The sequence below is a fragment of the Paenibacillus agricola genome (assembly GCF_011440305.1).
GTDB classification, from domain to species: domain Bacteria; phylum Bacillota; class Bacilli; order Paenibacillales; family NBRC-103111; genus Paenibacillus_S; species Paenibacillus_S agricola.
Window position 1 is genome coordinate 105,021 of record NZ_JAAOIW010000011.1, and the last position, 14,287, is coordinate 119,307.

Annotated in this window: 14 protein-coding genes; 6 read left to right on the forward strand and 8 right to left on the reverse strand. The window is 43.8% G+C overall.

What is annotated here, in order from left to right:
* Window positions 1-81 precede the first annotated feature (81 nt).
* Together G9U52_RS25755 and G9U52_RS25760 are read right to left on the reverse strand one after the other, a co-directional pair.
* Entirely contained in the window at window positions 82-1,743 is a 1,662-nt protein-coding gene (locus G9U52_RS25755; RefSeq protein WP_166153534.1) for a ribonuclease J, read from the reverse strand.
* A gap of 40 nt (window positions 1,744-1,783) precedes the next feature.
* Window positions 1,784-1,951, reverse strand: coding sequence for a helix-turn-helix domain-containing protein (locus G9U52_RS25760; RefSeq protein WP_166153667.1), 168 nt, complete (start codon window positions 1,949-1,951; stop codon window positions 1,784-1,786).
* A 591-nt stretch (window positions 1,952-2,542) separates the two neighbouring features.
* On the opposite strand from G9U52_RS25760, the gene G9U52_RS25765 reads away from it, so the two are divergent.
* The 3 genes from G9U52_RS25765 to G9U52_RS25775 all read left to right on the forward strand — a co-directional run bounded on the left by G9U52_RS25765 (window position 2,543) and on the right by G9U52_RS25775 (window position 5,477).
* Entirely contained in the window at window positions 2,543-3,949 is a 1,407-nt protein-coding gene (locus G9U52_RS25765) for a SulP family inorganic anion transporter (protein WP_207953211.1), read from the forward strand.
* A 118-nt stretch (window positions 3,950-4,067) separates the two neighbouring features.
* The gene (locus tag G9U52_RS25770; RefSeq protein WP_207953196.1) at window positions 4,068-4,952 is read left to right on the forward strand and encodes a hypothetical protein; all 885 of its coding nucleotides are present in this window, start codon (window positions 4,068-4,070) and stop codon (window positions 4,950-4,952) included.
* A gap of 105 nt (window positions 4,953-5,057) precedes the next feature.
* On the forward strand, window positions 5,058-5,477 hold the full coding sequence (locus G9U52_RS25775) for a universal stress protein (RefSeq protein ID WP_166153537.1): 420 nt from the start codon (window positions 5,058-5,060) through the stop codon (window positions 5,475-5,477).
* Window positions 5,478-5,601: 124 nt separating this feature from the next.
* Here the strand turns inward: G9U52_RS25775 and mnhG are convergent, their stop codons facing one another.
* Genes mnhG through G9U52_RS25805 form a run of 6 tightly spaced genes read right to left on the reverse strand, consistent with a single transcriptional unit; the run spans window position 5,602 to window position 11,398 of the window.
* Window positions 5,602-5,958 carry a monovalent cation/H(+) antiporter subunit G gene (gene mnhG / locus G9U52_RS25780; protein WP_166153668.1) on the reverse strand — a complete coding sequence of 119 codons (357 nt, stop codon included), beginning with the start codon at window positions 5,956-5,958 and terminating at the stop codon, window positions 5,602-5,604.
* Complete coding sequence (locus tag G9U52_RS25785) at window positions 5,942-6,235, reverse strand: Na(+)/H(+) antiporter subunit F1 (protein ID WP_166153538.1); 294 nt, start codon at window positions 6,233-6,235, stop codon at window positions 5,942-5,944. Before G9U52_RS25785 ends, mnhG begins: the two co-directional genes overlap by 17 nt.
* Window positions 6,232-6,711, reverse strand: coding sequence for a Na+/H+ antiporter subunit E (locus tag G9U52_RS25790; protein ID WP_166153539.1), 480 nt, complete (start codon window positions 6,709-6,711; stop codon window positions 6,232-6,234). The genes G9U52_RS25785 and G9U52_RS25790 overlap by 4 nt, the downstream gene beginning before the upstream one ends.
* Before the next feature lie 5 nt (window positions 6,712-6,716).
* Window positions 6,717-8,189: a Na+/H+ antiporter subunit D gene (locus G9U52_RS25795; protein WP_166153540.1), complete on the reverse strand. Its 1,473-nt coding sequence runs from the start codon at window positions 8,187-8,189 to the stop codon at window positions 6,717-6,719.
* Window positions 8,182-8,520 carry a Na(+)/H(+) antiporter subunit C gene (locus G9U52_RS25800; protein WP_166153541.1) on the reverse strand — a complete coding sequence of 113 codons (339 nt, stop codon included), beginning with the start codon at window positions 8,518-8,520 and terminating at the stop codon, window positions 8,182-8,184. The genes G9U52_RS25795 and G9U52_RS25800 overlap by 8 nt, the downstream gene beginning before the upstream one ends.
* 1 nt (window position 8,521) lies before the next feature.
* Window positions 8,522-11,398 carry a Na+/H+ antiporter subunit A gene (locus G9U52_RS25805; RefSeq protein ID WP_166153542.1) on the reverse strand — a complete coding sequence of 959 codons (2,877 nt, stop codon included), beginning with the start codon at window positions 11,396-11,398 and terminating at the stop codon, window positions 8,522-8,524.
* Between the two features lie 290 nt (window positions 11,399-11,688).
* Here G9U52_RS25805 and G9U52_RS25810 point away from each other — a divergent pair, with 290 nt between their 5' ends.
* The 3 genes from G9U52_RS25810 (at window position 11,689) to G9U52_RS25820 (ending at window position 14,117) form a co-directional block, all read left to right on the forward strand.
* The gene (locus tag G9U52_RS25810; protein ID WP_166153543.1) at window positions 11,689-11,937 is read left to right on the forward strand and encodes a hypothetical protein; all 249 of its coding nucleotides are present in this window, start codon (window positions 11,689-11,691) and stop codon (window positions 11,935-11,937) included.
* Between the two features lie 133 nt (window positions 11,938-12,070).
* On the forward strand, window positions 12,071-12,736 hold the full coding sequence (locus G9U52_RS25815; RefSeq protein ID WP_166153544.1) for a potassium channel family protein: 666 nt from the start codon (window positions 12,071-12,073) through the stop codon (window positions 12,734-12,736).
* A complete protein-coding gene (locus G9U52_RS25820; protein ID WP_243767557.1) occupies window positions 12,720-14,117 on the forward strand; it encodes a TrkH family potassium uptake protein in 1,398 nt (465 codons plus the stop codon). The genes G9U52_RS25815 and G9U52_RS25820 overlap by 17 nt, the downstream gene beginning before the upstream one ends.
* Window positions 14,118-14,287 lie beyond the last annotated feature (170 nt).

The following is a 14,287-nucleotide window of genomic DNA, read 5'->3' on the forward strand; positions in this document are numbered from 1 at the left end:
ATCCTTTCTTTTAGTAGTCTTTAGTACTCAGGTGCTATGAGCTATTTTTCGGCATGGATAGATAAGTGACCTTTTTTAAATTTATAGGGTTAAGATCATGGGAAGAATCATTGTTGAACGTTCTGTGCGTTCGTAGAAGAATGAAGTGAGCTCAGCCAGTAACCGCTTTTCCCACTGTTCAAAAGTTCTCTCTTTGTTTGTAGATAGCTCTTTCAAGACTCGCAGAGCTAGGTCCTCTGCCTCTTTAATCAAATCACCGGAATGCCTTACATAAACAAAGCCGCGGCTGACGATATAGGGACCGGATAAGAGCCGGTGGCTAGATGTATCCACGGTGGCGACAAGCAGGAGGAATCCACTTTCGGATAGTTGTCTTCGTTCACTCATGAGTTCTCTTTCCATCTTGCTTGCCACTTGCCCTCTCACAACCCTATTTCCTGCTGGAAGATTGGCACCCAATGTAGCCCCCGTTCCGGATATGTGCAGGACTTGTCCAATATCCAGCACAAAAATATGGTCAGGATTTATCCCGACTTGCGAAGCCAACTTTGCGTGCTGGACCAGCATCCGGTACTCCCCATGAATGGGAATGAAATATTGGGGCTTCATTAAATTTAGCATCAATTTTAAATCTTCTTGGCAGCCATGCCCGGAGGTATGAATATCCAGAATGGATCCATGTATGACATCAGCACCAGCTCGATACAGGGAATCAATGCTTCTATTAATGTTAATCGTGTTGCCAGGGATAGGAGAGGAAGAGAAAATAACGGTATCTCCAGGTTCAATCACGACACTTCGATGGGATCCGTTAGCAATGCGTGTTAATGCTGCTCCAGGTTCGCCTTGGCTTCCCGTACAAATAATGGCTACCTTATCCGAAGTAAACTTATGGCAGTCCCTGGCAGGGATCATCATGCCTTCAGGAACACGGATATAGCCAAGGTCTTGCCCGATCTGGAATATCTTTTCCATACTGCGTCCGATGACAACTATTTTTCTGCCACATAATTCGGCAGCTTCTACAACTTGCTGCAGACGGTGTACATTGGAAGCAAAAGTTGCAAATAATATCCTACCTTGGGAACGAAAGAAAACATCATTAATCGCATCACCTACTGTTTTCTCGGAAGGGGTAAACCCTTCTTTTTCGCTGTTTGTGCTATCTGAAAGTAAGGCCAGTACCCCGCGGCGGCCAATATCCGCCATTTTGTTCAAATCGGCTGGTTGATCAGCGGGAGTGAAATCAAATTTGAAATCGCCTGTCTGGACAACAACGCCTACCGGTGTCTGGATAACTATAGCCATGGAATCAGGAATACTGTGGTTCGTTCTAAAGAAGGAAACGGACATATGGTTAAAATCAATTTGCGAATCACTATTGACCACATGCAAGTCAACGGCATGAAGCAAACCATGCTCCTCCAGTTTATATTGAACCAAGCCCATCGTGAGCGCGGCTCCATATACGGGAACTTTAAGCTCTTTGAGGATATAAGGAAGCCCACCAATATGGTCCTCATGCCCGTGGGTTAAAAAAATACCTTTCACTTGATGCTGATGTTCCTTGAGATAGGTGATATCAGGGATAACTAAGTCGATCCCAAGCATATCTCCATCTGGAAACTTAAGCCCAGCATCAATAATAATGATTTCTTCGTCATATTGTACCCCATACATATTTTTCCCGATTTCACCAACTCCGCCTAATGCGAAAATGGATACGTTTTTTGTGGACATCATTGGTCAGCTCCATCCTTGTTGATCGTGCTTATTCTAAAGTTTAGATCCGTTCTCCACGCTTCAATCTTTCTATAAAAATAGACAAGTCTTCTTTCTTTACTCTCCAGTGGCGGCCAATTTTAAAGCCGGGAATCGTTCCTTCGTTAACTAATTTATAGGTGGTAACTTCACTGAGTTGTAAATACTTGGCTACCTGCGTTATGGTCATAATGTCGGGTTCATTCAACGAATATCCACTCCTTTTTTAATGGCAATTTAACAAAAGCATCCACTCTGCTAACATATTTAATTATACGTGATTATACTCCATTATAAATGATTATATCAAACAAGGAAATCGTCATTATCAAAAACAGCGAGAAATAGAGAAAAAACAAGCTTTCTTTAATATGGTTTAAATGTATTCGCTTACATAGCGAATGCACCAAATAGCAAGCCCTAATAAACCGTGTATAATCATAGTTGTTGGAAATCGGACAGTGACTTTTCTGAGAGTGGAAAGTCAACAAAAAATAAAAAATGAGATGGAGGATAGCTTACCCATAACCCGCGGGTTTTATTGAATGAGGGCGGATGTTTGACGCAGGATGAAAGGAGTTAGGAAATTACAGTCAAACAGGTTGGTCTGATAATCAGGATCCTCTCTGTTTTTTAGTTTCCTTCTTTATCTATGATTAGATCTCTGTTTGCTGCACGATTAAGAATAAGACTTCCCAGGAAGGGAACGTTAACTTAAAAAAAGGAGAACAAGTAATTGAATATACACCAATTAAAAAACGCTTGGTTTTCAAACGTTCGGATGGATATCTTAGCGGGTATGACGGTAGCCTTCGCTCTAATCCCGGAAGCAATTGCATTCTCGATTATTGCAGGTGTGGATCCCATGGTTGGGTTGTATGCATCCTTTTGTATCGCGGTTATTATCTCCATTGTGGGTGGACGTCCCGGTATGATTTCAGCAGCTACAGGCGCCATGGCACTCTTAATGGTTACCTTGGTAGCGAACCATGGACTGCAGTATTTATTGGCTGCAACCGTTCTAACAGGCATCATACAGATTTTTATGGGTATTTTAAAGCTCGGCAAATATATAACCTTTATACCGCATTCCGTGATGATTGGATTTGTAAATGCCTTAGCTATATTAATCTTTCTGGCGCAGCTGCCCCAGTTTGTCGGGCAATCCTGGATGATGTATGTGATGGTAGCAGCAACACTAGCCATCATTTACTTGCTTCCAAGAATTACGAAAGCCGTGCCGTCAGCTCTAATTGCCATTATTGTCATTTCTGCGATTGTCATTTTTTCTGGCATCCAATTAAAGACGGTTGGCGATATGGGACAGATCACACAAAGCCTCCCCTTCTTCCACCTGCCAGGTATTGAATACTCCTGGGCAACGCTGTGGATTATTCTGCCGACTTCCCTAACACTGGCTGTTGTGGGGATATTGGAATCCATGCTAACCGCAACCATAGTCGATGAAATGACCGAAACCAAAAGCGATAAAAACAAAGAAATTAGAGGTCAAGGTATCGCTAATACCATTACAGGTTTCTTTGGGGGCATGGCAGGCTGCGCGATGATCGGGCAATCTGTAATCAATGTGAAATCAGGAGGCAGAGGCCGTTTATCGGCCATGGTTGCTGGCGTATTTCTTCTATTTCTCATTATTATCTTGGGGGACATTGTGAAGCAAATCCCTATGGCTGCTTTGGTCGGAGTGATGATCATGGTATCGATTGGAACCTTTGATTGGAATTCAGTTAGAGAACTCAGGAAAATTCCAGTATCGGACAGTATGGTTATGATGACTACCGTTGGTATCGTTGTCTACACGCATGATTTAGCCAAAGGGGTACTGGCTGGTGTCGTATTAAGTGCTATCATTTTTGGTTGGAAAATGTCTCGTATCCATGCGCTGACGACGATTCAAAATAAAGTGAAGGTGTACCAGATATCCGGACAGATGTTTTTTGGAACGACGAGCCATTTTATTGAGTTGTTTGAGTATATGAATGACCCTGAGCATATCCACATAGACTTTAGCAAGTCTCATGTATGGGATCATTCTGCGGTGACGGCGATTGCTAAGGTGCTGCAAAAATATAAGCAATTAAATAAAAAGGTCACGATCATTGGATTAAATCAGGAAAGCCAGAAAATTATTGACCAAATTGGATTAGCTACTTCTTCTTCTCACTAAGACTAACGAAAAGTTATATGATGTTTGGCTGAAGTCCAACGAAAGATGCGGTAATTTGCTGGTAAACTTATGGATGGCATCAATCGGAATAGCTCAGCCAAACCATGCTGGGAGGTTCATGATGGATAATAGAAAAAGGAACTTTATATTAATGGTGATGACCGTACTTGTTCTATTGTCTAGCATTTTTCTCGCTAAGGACCCACTAGAGGCAAAAGTTAAAGCAACATGGTTATGGGATTCTGCAAGAATAAAGGATGAACGAGATCGGATACTGTCATTTGCCGGCGAGAACGAAGTTAATTTAATCTATTTGCACATCGATCAGAAACAGGACTTCAACGATTATCGAGTGTTTATTAAGGAAGCAAGTTTGTCTGGTATTCATGTGCATGCATTAGGTGGTGACCCCTCGTGGGCAACAGAAGTGAATCAAACTCACATAGCTGAACTAGTTAACTGGATTGAGCAGTATAATCGCAATGTATCCAAAGGGGAAAGATTCAAGGGGATCCATTTGGACATCGAGCCCTATAACCAAGACGCTTGGGAAACCAACCAAAGGCAAACGATTATCGATGGCTGGATGGCCAGTATGGAATACTTCCAAACACTAACAAAAGATTTAAAACAAATAGAAACGGGTGCGGATTTACCCTATTGGCTGGATGAAATTCCCATATCACAGCAACAGGATGCACCTTCTATGAGCAGATGGATGATTGAAAGGCTAGACCATGTTACGCTAATGGCCTATCGTGACGAAGGTATAGTGAAATTAGTACAGGAAGAAATTGAAATCGCCAACGAATTAAACAAAAAGGTAATTATAGGAATTGAAACCAATCCCATGAAGGAAAAGTACACCACATTTTACGGGAGAAGTATCCCTTACAAACAGGCGCAGTTGGAAGTAATCGAAAGTTCATTAAAGGATCAGACTTCTTATTACGGTATTGCTATTCATGATTACGAAGGTTGGACTCAGTTAACTCTCAGATAAAGTGGTACTTTTACGTATCCGAAGACGAATAAGCGGACACCATTTTTGAGATATGAGCTTATGATCTAATTAACACATGGTTGGAAATTAAAAGGGGGACATCGTATGTATCAAAACATTCTCTTGGCTGCAGACGGATCAGCACATTCATTCAGAGCAGCCGAACAAGCGATTCATCTGGCCAAAGGCAATCCAGAGGCTAAAGTTGTTATATTATATGTCGTGGATAGTGAAACTTCTAAGTCGGATGTGCTTCGAAATTTAGATACAAAAGTCATTGATGAACGTCGCCTAGAAAAAATGGGGACTATCGAAAAGGTAGCACGAGAATCGGGAATAAACTATGAAATTAAGATCATCCATGGCGATCCTGGACCCTCTATTGTTGCTTATGCAAATGACAACAAATTTGATGTCATCTTAATTGGAAGTCGTGGGCTTAATGCTTTACAGGAATTTGTACTTGGCAGTGTCAGTCATAAAGTAGCAAAAAGAGCGAACTGTCCTGTGATGATTGTCAAATAAAGAAGTAAAAGAAAACCGACCCTAAAAAGCTAAAAGGGTCGGCTTTCTTTATTAGAATAAAAATATTGGAGCGCGTAGCAGTCAGCCGCAAAGCACAACGCTTCATAGCAACGCTCTTTTGTCCCTACTCAATCTCTCTTTTTTTCAAATCCCCTTTCCAGTCATCCTGGACGCTTCGCTCCCACAGCGGTACGCCCGAGCGGTACGCCGCCCTTCCATTCAAATGACCAGCCACCGGTGCTGTTATAAATACAAACACAATACCCAACAGCAGTTTGGCGCTTACATGCTCCAAAAAAAAGCCGAAATAAAGAAAAGTGCCAAATAAGATAAAAAGCACGCCTAATGTCGCGCTTTTAGTCGCTGCATGTGAGCGTAAATAAACATCCGGAAGCCTGACCAGGCCGAATGCACTTAGTGCACATATCAATGAACCTGCTAATACTAGTAATCCTATTAGAATCTCACCTATCTGAATCATCATCTCCACTTTCAATGACAACCCCCCTTTCTATATATCTCGCAAAGGCGGTAGTTCCTATGAAGGTCAATATGCCTATCACTAATATGATGTCAAAGTACGCAAAGGTTTTTAGCAATATGCTAATGATTGCGATCATGGACAGCAGCAAAACACCTATCGTATCGAGTGCGGCGATGCGGTCCGGGATTGAGGGTCCTTTCAGTAAACGGTACATACAACCAATGATGGCAAGTGATAAAATACCCAAAGATAATAACAGTAAGCTGGACATCAAGACCGCGTCACCTCCATAATTGCTTTTTCAAATGTGCCTTTGATTTGCTTAGACAGCTCATCGGCATCATTGATATCCATGGCATGAATATACATGGTTTGGCCGTCCGGTGACACATCGAGTGTTAATGTACCCGGGGTCAGGCAAATAAGGCAAGATAGCACGGTAATTTCCCAATCCGATTTGAGCTCCGTCTTTAGCGCGAATATACCGGGCCGAATGGCAAGGCGTGGGCGGACAATTTGAAACATCACCACGTAACTGGAGATAAACAGTTCTTTGACGAACAGGACCAGCAGCTTAACAACCGCCCACAAGCGTTTCATATAAAAGTCATGTGGCCAGAAACGACTAAGCAATCCGATGCAAATGATCCCCAGCAGATACCCCATGGCAAACCGCGGAGCCGCCCAGTCATTGTATAAAAACATCCAAACGAATGCAATAATCAGGTTCAATAGTATTTGTAAGGCCATTTCCTCTACTCCTTCAGTACTGCATCAATGTATGTGCTTGGATTCATTAACGTATTTCCAGCCTCTGCTACAAACTGATACACCCATTCTGAGCCAAGCCCCATCATAACCATAATGGCAAAAAGGGCAACTGCTGAACCCAGCATGCTTTTAGAGGGGGCGACCTGAGGGTTCGGGTTCTCTTCTCCCCAGAAAGCGTCCATGAATAACCGGATTAAGGAATAGAGCACAATAAAACTGGATCCAAGCGCGACTCCAGTAAGCCAGAACGCATGCCCTTGCATCCCGCCCTCAATAATCAACAGCTTACCCGCAAAGCCACTGAGCGGCGGAATGCCCGCAATAGCCAGGGCGGTAACGAAGAGCAGCCAGCCGATTGCGGGATGGCGCTTTATCAGGCCCCCCATTTCCTTCAGCTTACTTGTCCCTGTTACATGCACAATAAGTCCTCCAATAATGAATAGCAAGGCTTTGGCAACCATATCATGCAGTAAATAAAAGATAGCACCATCTATTGAAGTATCGGACGCCACTGACAATCCAAAGGCAATGAACCCAACGGTTATGATCACATTATAATTCATGATCCGTTGTATGTCCGAATATGCAATTGCCCCGAATGCGCCAAGGATCATGGTAGCGGCGGCCATCCATGCCAGCCAGCTATGGGTAATGCTGGGATCATGGTAGAAGATGAGCGTAAATGTACGAATTAGCGCATACAAACCTACCTTCGTCAGCAGCGCACCGAATAAGGCCGAAACGGCTGCGGGTGGAACGCTGTAGGATCCAGGCAGCCAAAAGAAAAGGAACAAGCCTGCTTTTAGCGAGAAAACAATCATGAACAATATCGCAATGGCGTTTAATACCCCGTCCTGCCCCGCCTCAGCTACCCGCAGGGACAAATCTGCCATATTCAGAGTCCCTAATACACCATATAAATACGCTACAGCCGCAACGAATAACGTGGAGGATATAATGTTGATCAATATATATTTTAACGTTTCGCGCAGCTGCCTTTTCGTCCCACCAAGTACAATCAGTGCATAAGAGGAGATCAGCATCACCTCGAAGCAGACGAACAGATTGAATAAATCCCCCGTTAAGAAAGAACCATTGACACCTACCAGCAGAAATTGAAAGTATGGGTAATAATAATAACGCTCCCGCTGCTCCCCAACCGTACCGAATGAGTAGAGCAAGCAAAAGACACCTACAACCGTTGTAACAAAAACAAGCAACGCAGCGAGCATGTCAGCTACAAATACAATACCGTACGGCGGTAGCCAGCCTCCCATATGCAGCGTTTGAATGCCTTGCGTTTTTACCTGAAACACGATCATCCCTGCCGCGGCTACTGTAGCCAGCAGGCTTAAAGAGCTAAGCCACCTTTGGACAGCTATATTATTTTTCAGAAAAATAAGAATAGCTGCTGTCAATAAAGGGATCAGAAGTGGTAATACAAGCAGATTATTCATCTTCCTTCCCCCTTAATTGCTCCATATCATCGGTTCCCAGCTTTTGGTAGGCCTTGTAGGCAAGCACGAAGAAGAAGGACGTGACCCCGAAGCTGATGACTATGGATGTTAAAATAAGTGCCTGCGGCAGTGGGTCCACATAGGACTCTGCCCCTTGCCCTAGCAGTGGAGCAGCACCCGTTTTTAGACGGGACATTGTAAGCAGCAGCAAATGGACCCCATGCGTGAGGAGTGAGGTGCCTAATATAATGCGCAGCAGGCTCTTCGATAGTACCAGGTACACGCCAACAGTAAATAACACACCGATCGCGAGTGACATATATAACTCCATTTTATTTATCCCTCCCTATCGCCAAAATAATCGTCATGGTGATACCAACGACGGTCAGGTAGACGCCTAAATCGAAAAGCATGGCGGTTGCCAATTCACTATGGCCAAGCAGCGGCAGATCCTGATAGCCGAAGGCGTGGCTGAGAAAAGGCACATCAAATAAGAAAGAACCCATACCCGTCAGCAAAGCGACTAGAATGCCCACAGCGCTTAGCTTACGGAAATTGATCGGAATGACCTCACTGACTGTTCGTGTTCCGAATGCCATGGCGAGCAATACGAATGCAGCCGCCGACATTAATGCTCCGATAAAGCCGCCTCCTGGCTCGTTGTGTCCGGAAAAAAACAAGTACAAGGAAAACGTCAAAATGATAAAAATAACTACCTTGGATATGGTTTTCAAAATCACATCGTTGCTACGAATTCTACCACTCGTAAGCTTGCTGCCACTCTCCCAATAACCAAGTGTAATGGGATCCTCGCCGTGGTCGAGCTTTAATTGAATTAGGGCATAAATGCCATACGATGCAATGCTAAGCACTACAATCTCCAGCAAGGTATCAAAACCACGGAAATCTACAAGGATGACGTTAACTATATTTTTACCCCCTGCGAGATTGTAGCTTTCTTTGATATAAAATTCCGATATCGATTCAAAAGAGCGGCTGCTGCTTGCACTTAAAGCAAGCAAGGTCATCATTACGCCTACTCCAAGCGCGATAATGAAATTCGGCAGCCTAAAACGTAAGGACTCCAGCTCTTTCTTCAGCTTAGGCAAATGGTAAAAGCAGAGCAGGAATAACGTAACGGATACCGTTTCCACGATCATCTGCGTCAGCGCAAGGTCAGGAGCGCGGAAGATGACGAAAAACAAAGTGACCATATACCCTGCCGTACCCGTCAATATGATCGCCATCATCCTTGTACGTGCGAATGGAACAGCAATTACCGAACCCATAAGTACAGCAATGATAATCGCTTCGTAGGACGACATCGGTGCAAATTCGGAGAAATCATACGGGCTGTGGGCAGAGATGCCCATAGTGATCGCCATAGAGACAATTAAAAATACGAAGATATACATCAAGTAATGGCGGACAGAGCCTGTCATATAACGATCCGTTAGACCAGTTGCTCCTCTATCCAGCAGGTTAAGCCCACCGTCATAGGTTTTATTGAGCGTTATTCCACTAAAGAGCGGCTGATGGAGCACCTTTAAGCGATGGTGCAGGCGGTATAAGACTATCCCTACTGTGATTACGCCTAGTGTCATCCATATTTCGGCTGTCCAGCCATGCCAGATACGAATATCCGCTTCGAATTGCTGCCCAGTAAGCAGCAGGGTTGGATGAATGGCTGCCATGGCGGGCTCGATTAGCGTGTATGCCAACAAATTGGGGAACAAACCAAAAACGACAGCCAACGATGCCAGAACGACTGGAGGAAACAGCATGCCAAGTGGAGCCTCATGCGGTTTTTTCTCCAATTTGTCGAATTGTTTCTTTCCTGTAAAGGTTTTGAATACCAGCAGTATACTGTAAACAAAAGTGAAGATACTCGCTATCCAAGCGATAATCGGGAAAAACATGCCTAGAAACTGCATATTCAGGACATCCATCTCCATAATGTTGAGCACAGCCGTAAAGAACATTTCCTTGCTCAGAAAGCCATTAAACGGCGGCAAGCCTGCCATCGAGGATGTACCAATTAAGGCGATAGAGAAGGTCACCGGCATAACCGACATTAAGCCTCCCAGCTTGCGGATGTCTCTCGTTCCAGTTTCGTGGTCGACGATACCGACTACCATGAACAAAGCGCCTTTGAATATTGCATGGTTGATAAGGTGGAAGATCCCCGCCATTGTAGCTTTTACGTAAAACAAAGATTCACTTGTTCCCGAATAAATGGCTGCTGCCGAACCAAGCCCTAACAAGCTCATAATAAGTCCAAGTTGGCTGATCGTTGAAAAGGCAAGCATAGCTTTCAGGTCTGTCTGCTTGAGTGCCCGATAAGAGCCATAGATTAAGGTTACCATTCCTGTTCCGGAAACCAGCCAGAACCAGCCTGCTTCCCCAGCAAATATGGGACTAAGCCGTGCTACCAAATACAAGCCTGCCTTAACCATGGTGGCTGAGTGCAAATACGCACTGACCGGCGTAGGAGCTTCCATCGCATCAGGCAACCAAATATGAAAGGGAAACTGTGCAGACTTCGTGAATGCACCCAGCAGGACCAGCAGCATCGCAGGCACAAACAAGCTGTGCCCGGTTATAGCGCTTATATTCGCGATAATGTCCCTAATGCTGAACGTTCCTGTCATCACGTAGAGCAGCACAAAGCCGCTTAGCATCGCCAAGCCACCAAATACGGTAATAAGCATTGATTTTAAGGCTCCATACCTCGACTTATCCTTCTGGTACCAGAAGGCAATAAGCAAAAAGGACGATATGCTCGTCAGCTCCCAGAAGCCGTACAGCACAATCAGGTTGTCAGATAGCACCACCCCAAGCATGGCTCCCATGAAGAGCAGCAAATACATATAAAATCGACCGATGGCTTCTTTATTTTTATCCAAGTAAAAGATCGAATACATAACAACTAGAGCGCCTATTCCCGAAATTAGAAGCGTAAACAACAGACTGAGCCCATCCAAATAAACGGCAAAATTCACTCCAAGTGAGGGAATCCAAGGCACAGTAGCCGTTAACCGTTCACCCGATTGAACCTCCGGCAGCCGTACTAGAAAATAAATAAATATAAGAAGTGGTGCAGGTAAAATTAACCATCCAGTGTGGATATGCTGCTTCAATCTATACAGCAACGGACAGCCTAAAGCGAAAATAAAAGGCAACATAATAATAAGATGCAGCAAATACAAAGTTCAACCTCCTTATTGACCAAGCATATTGATGTCATACGTATTCAGCATTGCCAACTTTCTTAAAAGCAAGTCTGCGCTGTCGAAGCAACAAAAAAATGCAAAAAGAGCCCGCTGTTGGCAGGCTCCTCCGATAAAACATTGTATGTAATTGTTGAATTGATAGCTTCACCTTAGTATACCGCCCTAGCGTTGTGTTGTCAAAGGAAATTGAACCATTACGAGGTTAGGGAGAATGAAATGTGTGATATTGGGGATTACTCTTTATATTAAGAAAGGAGACGATCCTCATGCTTACGAGAAAAATAATCGTTTCAGCTATCGTATTTGTTGTGATCTTCATAGCAGGAGGCGCTTGGAGCCATCAAATGAGTAAACAGCGCTTTAATGAATCTTATATTCCCCCTAATTATAAATGGACCATTTATTCAACTGGAGATTCTACTAGGATCAGGACCTGGTTCTATCCCTTCTCTCCGAGAGAATATGTTAGAATCATTAGTAAGGTAACAAATGATGCTGAGAGGATACCTGAATAGCCCTTATTGCGCATATTATGGCTAACAAGATCAAGTTTTCAACTTGACATAACGGTTTTTCTCACACATTATGAATGAATTAAACTATATGAATTTGATAGATCCTATTATCAAATTGGAACGGATGTGAGGCATGAAAAAACAATTTATGGTGATAGGTTTGGGACGATTCGGCACCAGCCTTACACGTACATTAATTCAGAACGGCCACGAAGTGTTGGCTGTGGACAAAGATGAATTTCTCGTGCAAGAAATTTCCTCGATCGCTACGCATGCTATCCAAGCAGATTGCACAGACGAAGCGGCGTTGTTGGAGCTGGGGGTTCGAAACTTTACCCATGCCATTGTTGCCATCGGCGATGACCTGCAAGCCAGCATATTGACGACACTATTGTTAAAGGAACTAAACGTTCCCCAAGTAACGGCCAAAGCTAAAAATGAAAAGCATGGCAGCTTACTTAGTAAAATTGGGGCTGATCATATTGTGTATCCTGAACGGGATATGGGCGCGCGGCTTGGCAACCAGCTTAGCTCTGATAACCTAATTGATTATATTGAATTATCTCCCGATTACAACCTGGTCGAAATTATGGCTCCGCCTGCTATGAATGGACTCTCTTTAAATCAATTGAATATCCGTGCCGCCTACGGCTGTACCATAATGGCGATTAAAACCGGAGACCAAATGAATATTTCACCCAAAGCCGAGGATGAAATTTATACAGGGGATATTCTGCTTATCATCGGTAACAATGACGATATCCGCCATCTGGAGAGTGACTATGAGCGAAAACGGTAGGAGCGGTAGACAGCAATCAGGATATATCAAAATAGAAGCCATTGTCAACAAACTAAAAAATAATATGAGCCCTCCACAGCTTATATTGGGTGTGTTTTTTGTTTTAATATGGATAGGTGCCCTACTGCTTGCCCTGCCCGTTGCTTCTGCGACTGGGCAATCCGTAGGCTTGCTGGATGCTGTATTTACTGCAACCTCTGCTGTATGTGTAAACGGTCTTATTGTGGTTGATACTGGAAGTGTTTATTCTATATTCGGACAAGTCATTATTATGGTTCTTATTCAAATCGGTGGACTTGGCTTTATGACGTTTGGGATCATGGTGGCCATTGTATTGGGGAAAAAAATCGGTTTAAAGCAAAGGCTTGTTTTACAGCAGACAACGCAATCGACCTCGGTGCAGGGATTAGTTAAGCTTTCACTCTATATGGTGGTAATTGCATTTGCTTTCGAAGCAATTGCTACTATTATACTTACGCTACGATGGAAAGCCGAGCTAGGTTGGGGACAGGGAGCTTATTATGCTCTTTTTCATTCTATTTCAGCTTTCAATAACGCAGGGTTCGCGCTTTGGTCTGATAGCCTTACCCCTTTTGTAGGCGATCCGATCGTGAATATCACGATTATTATCCTTTTCGTAATCGGGGGTTTGGGTTATATCGTCATAGTGGATATTTTTCGAAAGCGGACATGGAAAAAGCTATCCCTTCACACCAAAGTGGTTTTGCTGGCTTCGGGGATTTTATCCCTGATGGGATTTTTATTCCTTTATTTATTGGAAAGCTGGAACCCAGCCACATTTGGCCAATTAACTTGGGGGGAACGTATACTTGCGGCGCTCTTTCAAGGTACTACACCCCGAAGTGCCGGATTCAATACTGTCGATATTGGAAGCATGCTTGCAGCTTCTCAATTTTTTATCATTATATTGATGTTCATCGGTGCTGCCTCCGGTGGTACGGGGGGAGGAATTAAAACCAATACCTTCGTGGTGCTCATCCTTGCAACCATTAACACGTTTCAAGGAGGCGGACAAATTCATGCCTTTGAACGCAAAATAGCCGAGGACACCGTTATGCGCGCACTGGCTGTTGTTGTAAGCTCACTTCTTTGCGTACTTACTGTTGCCCTTCTGCTCACCATTTCCGAAGGCATACTTGAGGATCGTTTTTTCGAGATTTTATTCGAAGCAACCTCCGCATTTAGTACGACTGGACTTTCCATGGGATTGACAAGTGAATTATCCCCTCTGGGTAAAGTGATTGTTTCCATCACCATGTTTGCCGGACGACTTGGACCGCTTACGCTCGCTTTTGCACTAGCCCAGAAAAAGCGTTCTTCGAGAATCGGTTATCCGGAGGACCACATCCTGATTGGCTGAGGTGTTTGGAATTATTTGCTTTGATAAAGTAATCCAAAACAGCAAAAATGAAGCCGCGCTTCCTGTTTTCGAATTTCTGATCTGTGCAGCACCCTTTTCGGAGACATTAAAGTTAAATTCTAAAAGCCAAGCTGACTATGATGAGGGTTGGACAAGGTTTCCTGTGTTTG

Coding starts and splice junctions, on each gene's coding strand:
- G9U52_RS25760 (WP_166153667.1), bottom strand. CDS start 1,951: ATGACCATAACGCAGGTAGCCAAGTATTTACAACTCAGTGAAGTTACC.
- G9U52_RS25775 (WP_166153537.1), top strand. CDS start 5,058: ATGTATCAAAACATTCTCTTGGCTGCAGACGGATCAGCACATTCATTC.
- G9U52_RS25820 (WP_243767557.1), top strand. CDS start 12,720: ATGAGCGAAAACGGTAGGAGCGGTAGACAGCAATCAGGATATATCAAA.
- G9U52_RS25790 (WP_166153539.1), bottom strand. CDS start 6,711: ATGGCCTTACAAATACTATTGAACCTGATTATTGCATTCGTTTGGATG.
- G9U52_RS25795 (WP_166153540.1), bottom strand. CDS start 8,189: ATGAATAATCTGCTTGTATTACCACTTCTGATCCCTTTATTGACAGCA.
- mnhG (WP_166153668.1), bottom strand. CDS start 5,958: ATGATTCAGATAGGTGAGATTCTAATAGGATTACTAGTATTAGCAGGT.
- G9U52_RS25765 (WP_207953211.1), top strand. CDS start 2,543: ATGGATATCTTAGCGGGTATGACGGTAGCCTTCGCTCTAATCCCGGAA.
- G9U52_RS25755 (WP_166153534.1), bottom strand. CDS start 1,743: ATGATGTCCACAAAAAACGTATCCATTTTCGCATTAGGCGGAGTTGGT.
- G9U52_RS25815 (WP_166153544.1), top strand. CDS start 12,071: ATGAAAAAACAATTTATGGTGATAGGTTTGGGACGATTCGGCACCAGC.
- G9U52_RS25770 (WP_207953196.1), top strand. CDS start 4,068: ATGATGGATAATAGAAAAAGGAACTTTATATTAATGGTGATGACCGTA.
- G9U52_RS25800 (WP_166153541.1), bottom strand. CDS start 8,520: ATGGAGTTATATATGTCACTCGCGATCGGTGTGTTATTTACTGTTGGC.
- G9U52_RS25810 (WP_166153543.1), top strand. CDS start 11,689: ATGCTTACGAGAAAAATAATCGTTTCAGCTATCGTATTTGTTGTGATC.